The sequence below is a fragment of the Rheinheimera baltica genome (assembly GCF_030731985.1).
GTDB lineage: Bacteria > Pseudomonadota > Gammaproteobacteria > Enterobacterales > Alteromonadaceae > Alishewanella > Alishewanella baltica.
On sequence record NZ_JAPJDY010000001.1, the window covers coordinates 433,356 to 447,800 of the forward strand.

General features: G+C 44.5%; 12 protein-coding genes. 7 read left to right on the forward strand and 5 right to left on the reverse strand.

Annotation, left to right across the window (positions count from 1 at the left end):
- Positions 1-31 precede the first annotated feature (31 nt).
- The 3 genes from infC (at position 32) to rplT (ending at position 1,237) form a co-directional block, all read left to right on the forward strand.
- Entirely contained in the window at positions 32-574 is a 543-nt protein-coding gene (gene infC, locus ORJ00_RS02065) for a translation initiation factor IF-3 (RefSeq protein WP_084153632.1), read from the forward strand.
- An 88-nt stretch (positions 575-662) separates the two neighbouring features.
- Positions 663-860, forward strand: a complete 198-nt coding sequence (gene rpmI, locus ORJ00_RS02070; RefSeq protein ID WP_027672243.1) for a 50S ribosomal protein L35 — start codon at positions 663-665, stop codon at positions 858-860.
- A gap of 17 nt (positions 861-877) precedes the next feature.
- The gene (gene rplT / locus ORJ00_RS02075) at positions 878-1,237 is read left to right on the forward strand and encodes a 50S ribosomal protein L20 (protein ID WP_008219135.1); all 360 of its coding nucleotides are present in this window, start codon (positions 878-880) and stop codon (positions 1,235-1,237) included.
- Positions 1,238-1,305: 68 nt separating this feature from the next.
- Here rplT and ORJ00_RS02080 read toward each other — a convergent pair whose 3' ends face one another.
- From ORJ00_RS02080 to upp, 3 genes are all read right to left on the reverse strand, one after another.
- The gene (locus tag ORJ00_RS02080; protein WP_306138845.1) at positions 1,306-2,415 is read right to left on the reverse strand and encodes an META domain-containing protein; all 1,110 of its coding nucleotides are present in this window, start codon (positions 2,413-2,415) and stop codon (positions 1,306-1,308) included.
- A 59-nt stretch (positions 2,416-2,474) separates the two neighbouring features.
- A complete protein-coding gene (locus ORJ00_RS02085; protein WP_027672272.1) occupies positions 2,475-3,365 on the reverse strand; it encodes an alpha/beta hydrolase in 891 nt (296 codons plus the stop codon).
- Between the two features lie 71 nt (positions 3,366-3,436).
- Positions 3,437-4,063 (reverse strand): uracil phosphoribosyltransferase, encoded by a 627-nt coding sequence (gene upp, locus ORJ00_RS02090; RefSeq protein ID WP_306138846.1) that lies wholly within the window; start codon positions 4,061-4,063, stop codon positions 3,437-3,439.
- Positions 4,064-4,183: 120 nt separating this feature from the next.
- Between upp and ORJ00_RS02095 the strand changes: the two genes are divergently transcribed.
- A complete protein-coding gene (locus ORJ00_RS02095; protein ID WP_306138848.1) occupies positions 4,184-6,403 on the forward strand; it encodes a S9 family peptidase in 2,220 nt (739 codons plus the stop codon).
- Between the two features lie 31 nt (positions 6,404-6,434).
- On the opposite strand, the gene ORJ00_RS02100 is transcribed toward ORJ00_RS02095, so the two are convergent.
- Together ORJ00_RS02100 and ORJ00_RS02105 are read right to left on the reverse strand one after the other, a co-directional pair.
- Complete coding sequence (locus ORJ00_RS02100) at positions 6,435-7,691, reverse strand: HD-GYP domain-containing protein (RefSeq protein ID WP_027672269.1); 1,257 nt, start codon at positions 7,689-7,691, stop codon at positions 6,435-6,437.
- 115 nt (positions 7,692-7,806) lie between these two features.
- Positions 7,807-10,407, reverse strand: a complete 2,601-nt coding sequence (locus tag ORJ00_RS02105; RefSeq protein ID WP_306125343.1) for a TonB-dependent receptor — start codon at positions 10,405-10,407, stop codon at positions 7,807-7,809.
- Between the two features lie 464 nt (positions 10,408-10,871).
- On the opposite strand from ORJ00_RS02105, the gene psrA reads away from it, so the two are divergent.
- The 3 genes from psrA to ORJ00_RS02120 all read left to right on the forward strand — a co-directional run bounded on the left by psrA (position 10,872) and on the right by ORJ00_RS02120 (position 14,430).
- The gene (gene psrA, locus ORJ00_RS02110) at positions 10,872-11,558 is read left to right on the forward strand and encodes a TetR family transcriptional repressor PsrA (RefSeq protein WP_027672267.1); all 687 of its coding nucleotides are present in this window, start codon (positions 10,872-10,874) and stop codon (positions 11,556-11,558) included.
- Position 11,559: 1 nt separating this feature from the next.
- On the forward strand, positions 11,560-13,875 hold the full coding sequence (locus tag ORJ00_RS02115; RefSeq protein WP_027672266.1) for an acyl-CoA dehydrogenase: 2,316 nt from the start codon (positions 11,560-11,562) through the stop codon (positions 13,873-13,875).
- 69 nt (positions 13,876-13,944) lie between these two features.
- Positions 13,945-14,430 (forward strand): GNAT family N-acetyltransferase, encoded by a 486-nt coding sequence (locus ORJ00_RS02120; protein WP_027672265.1) that lies wholly within the window; start codon positions 13,945-13,947, stop codon positions 14,428-14,430.
- Positions 14,431-14,445: the final 15 nt, after the last annotated feature.

Here is a 14,445-nt window from a genome sequence, read left to right on the forward strand (position 1 = left end):
GCGATAAGAATAATTTTCGGAGGAACATACTATTAAAGTAGGAAAGAAAACATTACCTGCAAACCGTCCTAACAGGATAAATGAAGAAATTAACCTACCAGAGGTACGGTTAATTGGTATTGAAGGTGAGCAGCTGGGTGTAGTAAGTATTGCTGAAGCCATTCGTTTGGCAGAAGAAGGCGGAGCCGATTTAGTAGAAATTAGCCCGACAGCCGAACCGCCAGTGTGTAAGTTGATGGACTACGGTAAGTTCCTGTTCGAAAAGAGTAAGGCTCTTAAAGAGCAGAAGAAGAAGCAAAAACAGATCCAGATTAAGGAAATAAAATTCCGGCCTGGAACTGATGAAGGCGATTACCAGGTAAAACTACGCAACCTGCGTCGCTTCATTGAAGAGGGTGACAAAGCTAAAGTAACGCTGCGGTATCGTGGTCGTGAAATGGCGCATACTGAGATAGGCATTGAGATGTTAAATCGGATTAAAGAAGATTTATCAGACATTGCTGTGTGCGAATCTTTCCCTTCACGGGTGGAAGGTCGCCAGATGATCATGATGCTGGCCCCAAATAAGAAGTAATAAGTGCTTTCAAGTGTAACCCCACACTGTAAAGGGTGGGGTTGACGCCTTATTATTCGTTGTAACTTAACAATGCGAGTTTTTAACTATGCCAAAGATGAAAACCAATAAAGGTGCTGCGAAGCGTTTCAAAAAAACAGCTTCTGGTAGCTTTAAACGTAAGCAATCACACCTTCGCCACATTTTGACGAAGAAGACCTCTAAGCGTAAGCGTCAGTTAGGTCCAAAAACCTTAGTCGCTAAAGTTGACATCGCGGGCTTAGTCCGTTGCATGCCGTACGCATAATTAATTAGGAGTCTGACATGCCAAGAGTTAAACGTGGTGTAACGGCGCGCGCGCGCCATAAGAAGGTGTTAAACCAGGCTAAAGGTTACTACGGTGCCCGCAGTCGTGTTTATCGTGTTGCTTTCCAAGCCGTTATTAAAGCCGGCCAATATGCTTACCGTGACCGTCGTCAACGTAAGCGTCAGTTCCGTCAATTGTGGATCGCGCGTATTAACGCTGCGTCACGCATGAACGGTCTATCTTACAGCCGTTTCATTGATGGTTTGAAAAAAGCCTCAGTGGAAATCGACCGTAAGATTTTAGCTGACATCGCCGTATTCGACAAAGCAGCATTTACTGCTTTAGTTGCCAAAGCGAAACAAGCCTTAGCTGCCTAATATAGCCGCTAATAAAAAAGCCACCGTAAGGTGGCTTTTTTTATGGCTGATAGAGCCGAAAATACAACTTAATTTACTGCGGGTTTGAACTGCAAAATAAGTTGATTGTTTTTGAAGATTTGTAACGTATCACCATTTACTTCTGCTCGATCTGCAGATTGCAATGATTGAGTGAATTGTGATTCTAACTCACTGCTGTCAGCACAAAACTTACGTGTGCTGACTAATGGTTGGACGTTAAGCTGGTTAGAGCGTTGCTTGTAGCTACCATTGAAATTATTGCAACCAGCAAAGCCGTATAAACGGTCATTTTGCTCGAAGATTACTCGCACATTAAGCTGCTGTGGTACATAGCGGTTAGCTATTTTTTCAGCACGCCAAACTATACCTTGCATCTTACCGGGTTGAATTTGGTCCGGACAGACCGCTCCGGGCCAAAATTGCTCAAACTTATCGATAAACAGCAAATTGGCTTGGTCATCCTGTCCACGCCTACCTAGCATGGTCGCTATAACATCATTACCGCGAAGCCGTTCGTCTTGCTGATATTGGCGCATTACCGGTAAATGGTGTTGTGTGTTAGCTATCGCGAGCATCTCGCCACTAGCGCAGCTGGTAAAACTGGCCTGGTTATCGCTTAGGGTATAAATACCCAGCATGGCTTGGCGCGTATCCAGTTTTTTAAACTCTGTTTCTCTTGTGAGCTGGTAGTTCACGTTGGATAATAAAGGCTTGCCACTCATATCCAACATGGCTAATTGGGTGTTAGAAAGAAAATGAAATGCCGGTAATGTTTGCTGCTGGTTTACCAGGTGCAGACTACGTTTTTCCAGTAACCAGATACCTCGGACGATATTGACCTGATTACGATCGATATATTCCTGCCGAGCCGCAAAACGGCCATCTCTAAATAAGTTAATATGATAGGCAATACCCGGGCAGTCAGCACAAGGCAGAGTTCCGCTGAATGTCATATCTGTATCGACAAAGATATGCTCAAAGTCTGTTGCCATGGCTTCTGCTGTGGCGTCATTTTCAATAACGATATCTTGCTGAGGCTCAGTAGTAATTTGCTCTGCTGCAGGCGCTGACAGCGTTTGAAGGTCAGCACTGCGCTCTTGAGGCAACTGGCTACAGCCTGATAACAGCAGTGCAGTAAAAATTAAACGCTTTTTCATCTGGTGTTCCAGGTTAACATTTTCGCTATTATAACGGAATTAGGTAACATCTTTAACCGTTATTTCGACTGGGAATTTAGTGAGCTAATCGCAATGGCTATACGCTCTGCGGCCAATATTGGCTGCTCTTGCATAAAGCAGTGCCCACCGTCGAGAGATTCAATATTTATTGCATCATTAATTGCTTGCCATTTACGCAAGGATTTTATGACAAAGTCATAGCTGTCTTTACCATAGAGCACCTTAACCGGTGGGCAAGGTTGCGCCAGTTGTCGCCATAATTTGTTCGGATAGGAGGCGAATATTTCAGCTTCGCGTTGTGGTTGGCATTTTAGGCTTAAGCCATGCTCCGTCGGTTTAAGCGCGTGGTCGATATAGGCTGCCAGTGCGTCTGGATGCCAGTTGGCAAACATGCCTCTATTGGTGAGGTAGCTTACAGCACTTGGTCTGTCTGGCCAATGTTGTCGCCGTCGCAATGCCGCTTTGGCCATTGGGTTTCTATGGTAAAGCCGCACCCCATTTAGCGTGGTCATTAACGTGAGCATAGCTGGAGTAAATAGCACCGGGTCCAGTAATACTGCGCCTTGAAAAGGGCTTGGCGCTGTGGTGTGAATGAGTGCCGTTAACACCCCACCAAAGCTGTGGCCTATGCCGTATACAGTAGCGCCTGGATAAAGATGGCGATGAGCTAGCCAGGCATCGCTTGCTAGCGTTGCACTTTGGTTCCAGCCAACGAAAACACCACCGTGATCGCTGTCGCCATGGCCCTGAGCGTCGGATAAAAACAAATCATATTGTTGCGCCAGATGCTGTAGCATGGGTTGGTACATGCGGCTGCAAAAGCCATTGCCATGCAACATGTGTAGTACAGGTTTGCTACTGGCCTCGGTACGATAGCCGCGTAAAGTAAAACCTAATGATGTGTGATATGACCATGGTACTAACTGCACGGAGGGTTCCTTAACAAAGAAAAAGCGCTTACAGTGGTATAACTAAATACAGAGGACAAAATTTAGCAGGCCTATTTTGTGCCAAATAACTTGTCACCGGCGTCACCTAAACCCGGCAGTATATAGCCGTGCTCGTTCAGGCAGCGATCTGTTGCTGCGGTGTATAGTTCTACATCTGGATGAGCTTGTGCTAGTGCATTAATCCCCTCAGGTGCGGCGACTAAAACCAGTGCCTTTATGTGTTTCGCACCTTGTTGTTTTAATAAATCAATTGTGGCAATCATCGATCCGCCGGTTGCCAACATTGGGTCTACTACGATTGCGATACGCTGCTCCAAATTAGCGGCTAATTTTTGAAAGTAGGGCACCGGTAGCAATGTTGTTTCATCGCGGTAGACACCTACTACACTGATCCGCGCATTAGGTAGTAATTCCAATACACCATCCAACATACCCAATCCCGCTCTGAGTATTGGCACTATAGTTACTTTCTTGCCCTGTATTTGTTCAATTTCAACTGCGCCACTCCATGTTTCTATGCTCACCGTTTCGGTTAACAAATCCTTCGTTGCTTCATAGGTAAGCAGACTGGCCAATTCAGCAGTGAGTTGACGAAATTGCTTCGTGCTAATATCCGCTGCCCGCAGTAAACCAATTTTGTGTTTTACCAATGGGTGTTTAACCTGCAAAAGTTTCATAAGCAAAATCCTCCGTTTAACGCGGCTAAGCATAACGTAATCTGCTTTTACTTGCAGTTTACATTGAAGCGTTATAAAAAAGCGGCACAATGATAAAGTAAGTTATCACAGGGATACACTATGAGAATTACACTGCCGAGATATTTATTGGCACTATGTTTACTGTTTGGAGGAATAACTGTGGCTGAAGCAAAGCAACTGGAACTCGAACGTTTGTTTGCTGATCCTGCTTTAAGTGGTGCTACGCCGCGTTCTTTGAGCATGGCGCCGGATAGCAGTCGGGTTACCTACTTAAAAGGTAAGGCTATTGATGCTAACCGGCTGGATTTATGGGAATACCATATTAAAGACGCTAAGCATCGGTTGTTGGTTGACGCTGATAGCTTGGTAACAGGTCTTGAAACTTTATCGGATGAAGAAAAAGCCAGACGTGAGCGTATGCGTTTGTTTGCCTCGGGAATTATTAGCTATAGCTGGGCTAAAAATAGCGATGCGTTGCTATTTCCATTAAATGGCGATTTGTATTACTACCAATTAAGCACTAAAAAAGCGAAGAAACTGACGGATACCAACGAATTTGAAACGGATGCGACTATTTCGCCTACCGGCCGCTATGTGGCATTTATTCGTCAGCAAAATTTATTTGTCTTAGATATTGCTACTGGCAAGGAAACCCAGCTGACTTTTGACGGTGGCGGTAATATTAAAAACGGTATGGCAGAATTTGTGGCTCAGGAAGAAATGGGCCGCATGACAGGATATTGGTGGGCGCCAGATGACAGTAAAATCGCCTTTACCCGCACCGATGAAAGCGGTGTGGCAGAAGTGGTGCGAAATGAAATCTATGCTGATGAAATTAAACTTTTTAATCAGCGCTATCCCTACACCGGTACAGCTAACGCCGAAATAGCTCTGGGTGTTGTTACGCTTGCTGATGGTAATGTCAGTTGGATCTCACACGGTGAGAATCAGGATATTTATTTGCCCAGGGTAGACTGGACCAAAAACTCCCGTTTTTTGACCTATCAATGGCAAAGCCGTAACCAGCATCAGCTGGAGCTCAGGTTAGTTGATCTGGCGGATAATAAGCAAAAGGTCTTACTGACTGAAACCAGCAAAACCTGGTTAAATTTGCATGACGATCTTCACTTTCTTGATAATGATCAGGGCTTTATTTGGGCCTCAGAGCGAGATGGCTTTAAACATTTGTATTTATACGATTTTAACGGCAAGTTACAGCGTCAGCTAACGCAGGGCGATTGGATTGTTGATGAGTTGGATGCGGTGAATGAAAAACAGGGTTTAGTCTTTTTCACTGGCCGCAAAGATACACCGCTTGAGCGTCATTTATATCAGGTAAGCTTGCAAGGTGGCCAGAGTAAACGCTTAAGTGAGACAGGTTTTGACCATGCCTTAGTGATGGCAAAAGACGGCAGTAGTTTTATCGATAGTTTCTCCAGTGTCAGTGCGCCTAATCGCGTTGCGTTGAGGGGGCTCACCGGTGAGGTGTTAACCTGGCTAGAGCCTAATTCACTCGATAATTTGCATCCTTTAACACCTTACCATGCAGATTTACATCCACCTCGGTTTGGCACTATAGCGGCAGAAGATGGCCAAACAATGCATTATAGGATGTTTGAACCCGCAATCTTTGAACCTAACAAGCAATATCCGGTAATTGTTAGCGTTTATGGTGGGCCGCATGCGCAGCGTGTGACAAACAGCTGGAGTCCCCGTGATTTATATCTGCACTATTTAGTTCAGCAAGGCTACCTTGTGTTTCAGCTGGATAATCGAGGCTCTTACAACCGCGGTAAAGTTTTCGAAGATGCGATTTATAAAAAATTGGGCATGGCTGAAATAGCTGATCAAATTAAAGGCGTTGAATATCTGCGAAGTTTGCCTTATGTCGATGCAAAACATATCGGTATTTATGGTCATAGCTATGGTGGCTATATGGCCATTATGGCGATGTTTAAAGCGGGTGACTATTTCGCTGCAGGTGTATCCGGGGCACCGGTTACCGATTGGGCATTATATGATACGCACTATACTGAACGTTATTTGGGGCATCCGCAGCAAAATGCCCAGGGTTATACTGACAGTGCGGTGTTTCCTTATGTAGATGGCTTAAAAGGTGATTTATTGATCTACCACGGCATGGCGGATGACAACGTCTTGTTTACTCATAGTACCAAGCTATATAAACAGCTACAGGACAAGGGGTTGTTGTTTGATATGATTAATTACCCTGGTAGTAAGCATTCCATGTTTGGCCAGCCAGTGCAGACGCATTTACATAAAAGTATTACGCAGTTTTTTAATCGACATCTGAAGTAGCGCCAAAAGCCGGTAAATTTTACCGGCTTTTTTATGTGCTTCCCTGAATATGGTAACTCACCTGTGCTCTTGGGTTTAAATACTCTGCGATGTGTTGCGGTAATGCCTGAATTTTAATAACCTTACTAATATTAAGTTTATCAGGTACTAAGGTTATTATTGGTGCTTCCAGTCGCGGCACATCTGCGTCGTATACCATAACATTGGGACAGAGCAGGTTTTCACTATTTACCGACATTACAATACCAAGCCGTTGGTCAGACAATAAAACAATGGTGCCAGGCGGGTAAACGCCCATCATTTTAATCATCACTTTCATTTCCCGCTCTTCTAATCGCCCTTTCATCGCGCGGTATAAATGGGCTAGCGCCTGATGAGGCGAGCGTGCTTTACTCATATCGCGCGGGTGACACAAATTATCAAATTCATTAACCACGGCAACAATTTTTGCCAATGGATCAATGGCGTTTCCTTTGAGTCCGTTGGGATAACCACTGCCATCGATATATTCATGATGCTGTTCAATAATGGCATAGGCTTCAATAGGATAGGTTTCTACTAGTTTGACTAAATCAGCACCATATTTGGTATGTAATTTTAGTAAGTTTTCTTCGGGTGTGGTTAATGGGGTTGTTTTGCGGATTATCTGGCTGGGAATTTTAACTTTGCCAATATCGTGAAACAGTGCACCCAACCCAACGAGTTTTATTTGTTCAGCGGATAAATTTAAATTTTTTGCCAGCATCATTGAAAGGGTAGACACGTTTAACACGTGGTAGTACATCCCTTCCTGCTCCTTATTGGCATTAGATATAAGATGTAAAACTAAAGAGTCAGAACTCAACAGCACGTCTGCCATTGCACCAATTAAACCGGTCGCTTCATCAATAGCATTAAGTGGCCGGCTTCCTAGTTTGCTCATCAGGTTTTTTACCTGAACGAGTGATTGTGCAAAGGCTTTTTCAGTTTTTTGAATATCACGCCGATGTGCTTTAGCTTTCTCAATGCGCGCCATTTTATCTTGCTGCATTTTAATCTGAGCTTCACTGGCGGCCATATTAAAGCTAGCGCTGTCTTCGTCGTTCAGCTCAGCTGGCATATCGATTTTTTTACTTTTATCCGGGTAGAAGAACACATATTCCAAGTCAAGAGAGCGGATAATTTGTAATTGCTGCATATTTTCGATAATCATATTACCGGACAAAAACGGATGTTTTAACCAACCGCCCGGCAATTTAACGGCATATCCAAGCTTTAAATCGGCAGGCTTAATTTTCAGTACGGACAAATAAAACTCCAGAACGTAATGAGTACAATCATTAGTTTATGCACAAGCGCAAACATTACCAATATTAAAACAAAAAAAGGCCAGAAAATTCTGGCCCTTGCTAAGTTCTGTTATCTTAGAAGCGCATAGTGTAGCGTACTGTCCACAAACGGCCTATCCAGTCATGTACTGAGCTAGCGTAGCCATTAGTTGGTGATGACGCGTAAGGGGGTTCTTTGTCAGTAAGGTTTCGAACTGAAAATAACAAGGATTGGTTGTCAGTAATGTCATAGCCTACGCTACCGCTGAAAACCATCCATGAATCAACAGTCTCATTGTCAAATTTGAAATCGCCATCACCCAATGAGCTGATATAATGTGCAGATAAACTTGCTGACCAGTTTTCCATAGACCAATCTGCGCCGAAGTCAGCTACCAGCTCTGGGCGTGCTATTTCTGATGCACCGCTTAACTTACCCAATAAATCTTGTTTTGGGCTGTCAGCCGTTATTTGACGCTCGTAAGACAGCGTTTTGGTAGCATTCACAAACAAATCGAATGTGCCGATACTGCCTGTATCCAGACGGTAATTTACTTTAACATCGACACCATCAGTTTCCTGGCTACCTACGTTAAAGAAGCCAGTACGCAAAAATACTAAGTCGTTACCGCTATCAACAACGCAACCAAAAGCGCCCGCAAGAGCCGCTTCACTACTTGCGACAGGCGCGTTGCCATTGGTGCAAGCGCGAAGCGTTGTATTGGCATCAACATCAACAATATCGGTGTGATCATAGCGCCAGTAATCTACTGTTAGTTGAAGATTATTAGTAATGTTCCACGATGCACCCAGGTTAACTGCTTCTGAGCTTTCGGCGTCTAACCCAGTATTACCAAGTGTTTCCTGATCAAATTCGAGCTCGCCAAATTGAGCGCCAAAATCACCACATAGACCATCAAAAGGTTGGCCTGCACCGCAGTCAATATAGTTTGCAGTCAAGGAGGTACCAGCGCCCAACTGAGATAACGATGGTGCTCTAAAACCCGTGCTCCAGGAAGCGCGAAGGATCAAATCATCCGTTGCACGATAACGTAGTGAAAGTTTTGGATTAACGTCACCGCCGAAATCACTGTAATGGTCATAGCGCAGGGCAGCAATCGCGTCTAAGTTTTCTGTCAGCGGAATATTAAATTCGCCATACAAAGCATACTGGCTGCGGTCGGCTTTCGCATCAGATGCACCTAATCCATAAATACCGTCGCTTTGCGCTACAGCAGAAGGGTTGTCTGAAATTTCTTCGCTACGTACTTCGCCGCCAAACACCGCGCTTATAGCACCAGCAGATAGTTCGATAGGTAAGTCACCAGCAATGTTAAAATCTAAAGACATTACTTCTGACTCACCTAAACGTGGTGCCAATTCACGAATAGTTGCTAGAACAGCTTCGCTGTTATCACGGCCTAAGTTAAATGGATTGAAGCTACCACCGGCGATGGCGGCATCCAATTTATCTTTGCCAATGTAACCTGAAACATGGGTGATTTCATTTTCTGTTTTGCCATAAATTGCTGCTGTTTCCCATGACCAGTCAGCAACTTCGCCGCGTAAACCTGCCAGCAGTCGATATGATGTTGTGTCGTAATCTTGGATGCGACGTTCAGGAAAACGCGAGCGTACGCGAATGTTATCTACCGTGCCGTCTTCAGCATTTGCCGCTGCAAAACGTGCCGGTACGAACGGTGAGTCACCCGCAATATCTATATCAAACGACGCTGCAGAATCATAGGCTGAACCGGTATTGTGTTGATACATGGCTTCTGCGAAAAACTCTTTGCCGTCATCAAATCTATAGATATGGTTCAGTGTAGTACCCAGTGCAGAGGTATCGGGTTGAATAGCACGTTGTATAACGTAGTCATAATTACAACGACCGCCACTATTTCGGGTGTCATCACCACACCAGTCTTCTGCGTAGTCGACGCCGTCAACGCTAACACGTGTGTTAGATTTAAACGTTACATCAATTGGACGGTCGCTGTTAAACAGCGCCTTTCTGTCAAAGTAATCAACGACTAAGGTTGTGTTGCTGTTAGCAGTATTAAAACCACCAACATAAGTCAGATTGTAACGGCCAAAATCGCTATCTTCGGTATCATCGCCGTAAGATGCTGATATTTCATGGCCTTCTACGTCTTTACGCAAAATGAAGTTTATTACACCGGCAATAGCATCAGAGCCATATACAGATGACGCACCATCGGTAAGAATTTCAACCCGTTCAAGTGCAGACATTGGGATGGAGTTAACGTTAACAAACGAATCAAAACCGTTAGTGAACGAGTCAACTGCGACACGGCGACCGTTTACCAATACCAACGTAGAGCTGCTGCCTAAACCGCGTAAACTGACACCAGCTGAACCCGCTGGGCTTCCATCATTGCCACCTACACCACCATTTTCAGTGAAAGTTCCTGCACTGGAAGCTTGGGGTAAGTCACGTAAAAAATCACTCAGTGTACTGTAACCACGAGAGGTTAAATCATCCCGGTCAAATATCTGAACCGGGTTAGCGCCTTCCATATCCACACCTTTTAAGCGCGAACCGGTAACCTGTATTTTCTCAACTTTTTGCTCTTCAGCGGTGGCTTCTTCCGCCGCATATGCCGATTGTCCTGTTGTTGCCATGATAATGGCGACACTTAAGGTTGATAGCTTCATTTTTGCTTTAAAGTACATACACATTCCTCTGGATAATAAACGTCGCTTTAACAGCGATCTGATTAAAAACGGGTAGAAAAATGCGTCAAAACAGAAGGCATAGCCAAAGCTTACCGAATCGCTAAAAATGCGATGTAAAGTGAGATTAGCTTTTTAGATATAGAATATGACCTCTGCCAGACGCAGAGGGAGAACTAATTATTGAACCACTCGGATAAATAGTAGGGAGAGACGTAATAGCTACGATGGTTTATTGCACATTTTTGCATCACTACGCCTCCTTTGAATAGATTGACAGATAAACTGACCGCTAACGTCGCGGATCTGCGTAATTCTGTCAAGCAGTATTTAACATTTGGCGAAAATGTACCCAAAAAATTATTTTTTATTCGATGAGGTAAGACCAGAGAGTGATTTGTCGCTTGACAGTAATTTAATTCAAACGTACATTTCAAACAGGTGTTTAAATTGATGGTTTGAAAATGGCAAATAAACACAGTACACAACATAAAATTCTTGATGCAGCGCAGAGTCTGTTTGCTGAGACGGGGTTTAATGGCACATCTCTTAGGCAAATTACCAGTCTGGCTGAAGTGAACTTAGCGTCAGTGAACTATCATTTTGGCTCAAAAAAAGAATTGATACAGGCGGTATTACAGCGTTATTTAGTGGTGTTGATGCCGCGACTTGACCAAGAGTTTACGCGTTTGTTGGCAATGCAACAGCAAAATAGCCTTAATCAGGTGTTGTCGGTATTTGTCAGCCCGTTGTTGGAACTAAATAAAGTTCATCAAAACGGTACTCGTGTGTTTTTGCAGTTGTTAGGTCGGGGCTATACTGACGTACAAGGTCATTTACGCTGGTTTTTTAACCATAACTACGGCCGGGTTCTCGATAAGTTGGTCCTGCTCGTGCAGCAAGCTTGTCCACAGCTGCCTGCAAGTGAATTATTTTGGCGTTTGCATTTCTCATTAGGTACCGTTGTTTTTACCATGGCATCTAACGAAGCCTTGGTTGAGATTGCTGAAGCCGATTTTGATGAAAGTATTGATATTGAAGGTGTAATTTTAAGGTTGTTACCGTATTTGTCCGCGGCTATTGCCGCGCCGGTATCCACCGTAACGCAGTTTAGTCAAACGATGCCAATGCTGGCGAGTGAAGGAAGGTAGTATGTTAATTTTATTAATATTGGTAGTTGCCCTGGCGGTAATTTTCGGTGTGGCCGATATTCGCCGCAGCCTGATCACAAAACCGATTTTTGCGGTTTTTAAGCGTATTTTGCCACCACTGTCAGACACTGAGCGCGAAGCGATGGAAGCGGGCGATGTGTGGTGGGATGGTGAGTTGTTTAAAGGTAAGCCGGACTGGCAGAAACTGCATAGTTTCCCTAAAGCGGAGCTGAACGCTGACGAGCAGGCGTTTATGGATAACCAGGTCGAAACCCTGCTGAAAATGTTGGACGACTATAAAATTGTACAAGAACAACGAGATTTACCTAAAGAGGTGTGGGACTACCTAAAGCGCGAAGGGTTCTTTGCGATGATTATTCCTAAATCATATGGTGGTCGCGAGTTTTCTGCTATTGCCAATTCTACAATAGTATCGCGCATAGCTACCCGCAGTTTAACCGCGGCTGTAACGGTTATGGTTCCTAACTCATTAGGTCCCGGTGAGTTGCTAATGCACTATGGTACCCAAGAGCAAAAAGATCGCTGGTTGCCAACATTATCTAATGGCACCGATGTACCTTGTTTTGCGCTTACAGGCCCTGAGGCTGGCTCTGACGCTGGCGGTATTCCAGATACGGGCGTGGTGTGTAAAGGTGAATTTGAAGGTAAAGAAGTACTTGGTATTCGCTTGAACTGGGACAAGCGATATATCACTTTAGCGCCAGTGGCTACAGTGCTTGGCCTTGCGTTTAAATTATATGATCCGGAAAATTTACTGGGTGACAAAGAAGAGTTAGGTATTACCTGTGCGCTCATTCCGACCAGCCACAAGGGCGTTGAGATTGGCGACCGTCATTTCCCGATGAATATGGCGTTTATGAACGGTACTACCTATGGCAAAGATGTGTTTATTCCGCTGGACTGGATTATCGGTGGTCCCGATTATGCTGGCCGCGGTTGGCGCATGTTGGTTGAATGTTTGTCAGCAGGACGTGGTATCAGTTTACCGGCGCTGGCAACCGCTACTGGACATTTAGCGGCTCGCATGACAGGCGCTTATGGTTATGTTCGCCAGCAGTTTGGTATGTCTATTGGTAAATTTGAAGGTGTGCAAGAGTCATTAGCGCGCATAGGTGGTTTGAATTACAGCCTGGAAGCGATGCGGGTAATGACCGCAGGGGCAATTGACATGAAGTTAAGTCCGAGTGTCGTTACCGCTATTGCAAAGTACCATATGACAGAAATGTCGCGCACCTTGATGAACGACGCATTTGATATTCATGCTGGTCGCGCTATACAGGTTGGACCGAAGAATTATCTGGCACATGGTTATATGGGGATCCCCATTTCCATTACGGTAGAAGGCGCGAATATACTTACCCGTAACCTAATGATTTTTGGCCAGGGCGCAACACGTTGTCACCCATATGTATTAGCAGAGCTTGAAGCAGCGGCAAATCCGGATGTAGAACAGGGGCTTAAGCAGTTTGATAATTTATTGCTTAAACACATTGGCTTTGCCTTAGGCAATACGTTTGGTGCGTTGTGGCAAGGTATTACCGCGGGTGCGTTTAATGCAGCTCCGGTATCAGGTGAAACAGCTCAATATTACAAGCAACTAAGCCGAATGAGCCGCGGTTTGGCATTAAGTGCAGACTTTTCGATGTTGATATTGGGCGGTGAATTAAAACGTCGTGAAATGTTATCAGCCAGATTAGGCGACGTACTAAGTCAATTGTATATTGCATCAGCTGTGCTGAAATATTACGAAGATAATGGCCGTCAGCAAGGCGATCTGCCGTTTGTGCATTACAGTTTGCAACGTGCTTTGTTTGAAATTGGTCGGGCTTTTGATGGTTTCTTTGCGAATTTCCCTAACCGTGTTGTTGCTACCTTACTACGTAAATTAGTGTTTCCGTTTGGTATAGGTTACAAAATGCCGAATGATGATACCGCGATACAAATTTGTGAGGCGTTATCTAAGCCAGGTGTGATTCGCGACAGATTAACACACCTGTGCTACATCGGTACCGACGAGCAAGATGCTACCGGTTTAATGGAAAGTGCTTTTGTTGCGATGCATCAAGCGCAGCCGCTGATGAAGAAAATTTATCAGGCACAACGTGAGGGGAAGTTGGCACGCAAGCAACCTATGGTGCAAACCATTGAACAAGCACTAGCAGTAGAGGTTATTACTGCAGATGAAGCGGCGCAATTATCTAAAATGAATACACTGCGTTTTAGTGCCATTAGTGTTGACAGTTTTAAAGCAGGTAGCCTTGAAGCGATGGCAATAGCATCAGCTGACGCCGCTTAAACAACTTGCTACACTCAAACGCCGGCTAAGCATGTTGCTTCGCCGGCGTTTTTTTAACTGGAGAAAATTATGGTTGCAGAAATCCGTCTACGTTTAGCCGAAATACATGATGTTCCTGCGATACTTAACTTTATTCAAGGTTTGGCAAAATATGAAAAATTGTCTGACCAGGTTGTTGCAACAGAAGAAAAACTAACGCAAACGCTATTTGGTGACAAACGTTTTGCTGAAGTTGTTATAGCGGAGTATCAGCATCAGGCGGCAGGTTTTGCCTTGTTTTTTCACAATTACTCTACTTTTTTGGCCAAGCCCGGCATTTATTTAGAAGACTTATTTGTCTTACCAGAGTATCGCGGCAAAGGGTTGGGAAAAGCCCTGTTAAGCCACCTGGCTAAGTTAGCCATTGAACGTGATTGTGGTCGACTGGAGTGGTCAGTATTAGATTGGAACCAACCGGCAATTGATTTTTATCAGGCGCAGGGTGCTTCAATGCTCCATGACTGGCGGATAAACCGGGTTACCGGTGAGCAACTTATTGCACTGGCGAAGCAGTAAGCAGCACAGAGTTTC

What these genes read in the sequence shown, in the direction of transcription:
- rpmI (WP_027672243.1), top strand. Translation starts at nt 663, where the DNA reads ATGCCAAAGATGAAAACCAATAAAGGTGCTGCGAAGCGTTTCAAAAAA.
- rplT (WP_008219135.1), top strand. Translation starts at nt 878, where the DNA reads ATGCCAAGAGTTAAACGTGGTGTAACGGCGCGCGCGCGCCATAAGAAG.
- ORJ00_RS02080 (WP_306138845.1), bottom strand. Translation starts at nt 2,415, where the DNA reads ATGAAAAAGCGTTTAATTTTTACTGCACTGCTGTTATCAGGCTGTAGC.
- upp (WP_306138846.1), bottom strand. Translation starts at nt 4,063, where the DNA reads ATGAAACTTTTGCAGGTTAAACACCCATTGGTAAAACACAAAATTGGT.
- ORJ00_RS02095 (WP_306138848.1), top strand. Translation starts at nt 4,184, where the DNA reads ATGAGAATTACACTGCCGAGATATTTATTGGCACTATGTTTACTGTTT.
- ORJ00_RS02105 (WP_306125343.1), bottom strand. Translation starts at nt 10,407, where the DNA reads ATGTACTTTAAAGCAAAAATGAAGCTATCAACCTTAAGTGTCGCCATT.
- psrA (WP_027672267.1), top strand. Translation starts at nt 10,872, where the DNA reads ATGGCAAATAAACACAGTACACAACATAAAATTCTTGATGCAGCGCAG.
- ORJ00_RS02115 (WP_027672266.1), top strand. Translation starts at nt 11,560, where the DNA reads ATGTTAATTTTATTAATATTGGTAGTTGCCCTGGCGGTAATTTTCGGT.
- ORJ00_RS02120 (WP_027672265.1), top strand. Translation starts at nt 13,945, where the DNA reads ATGGTTGCAGAAATCCGTCTACGTTTAGCCGAAATACATGATGTTCCT.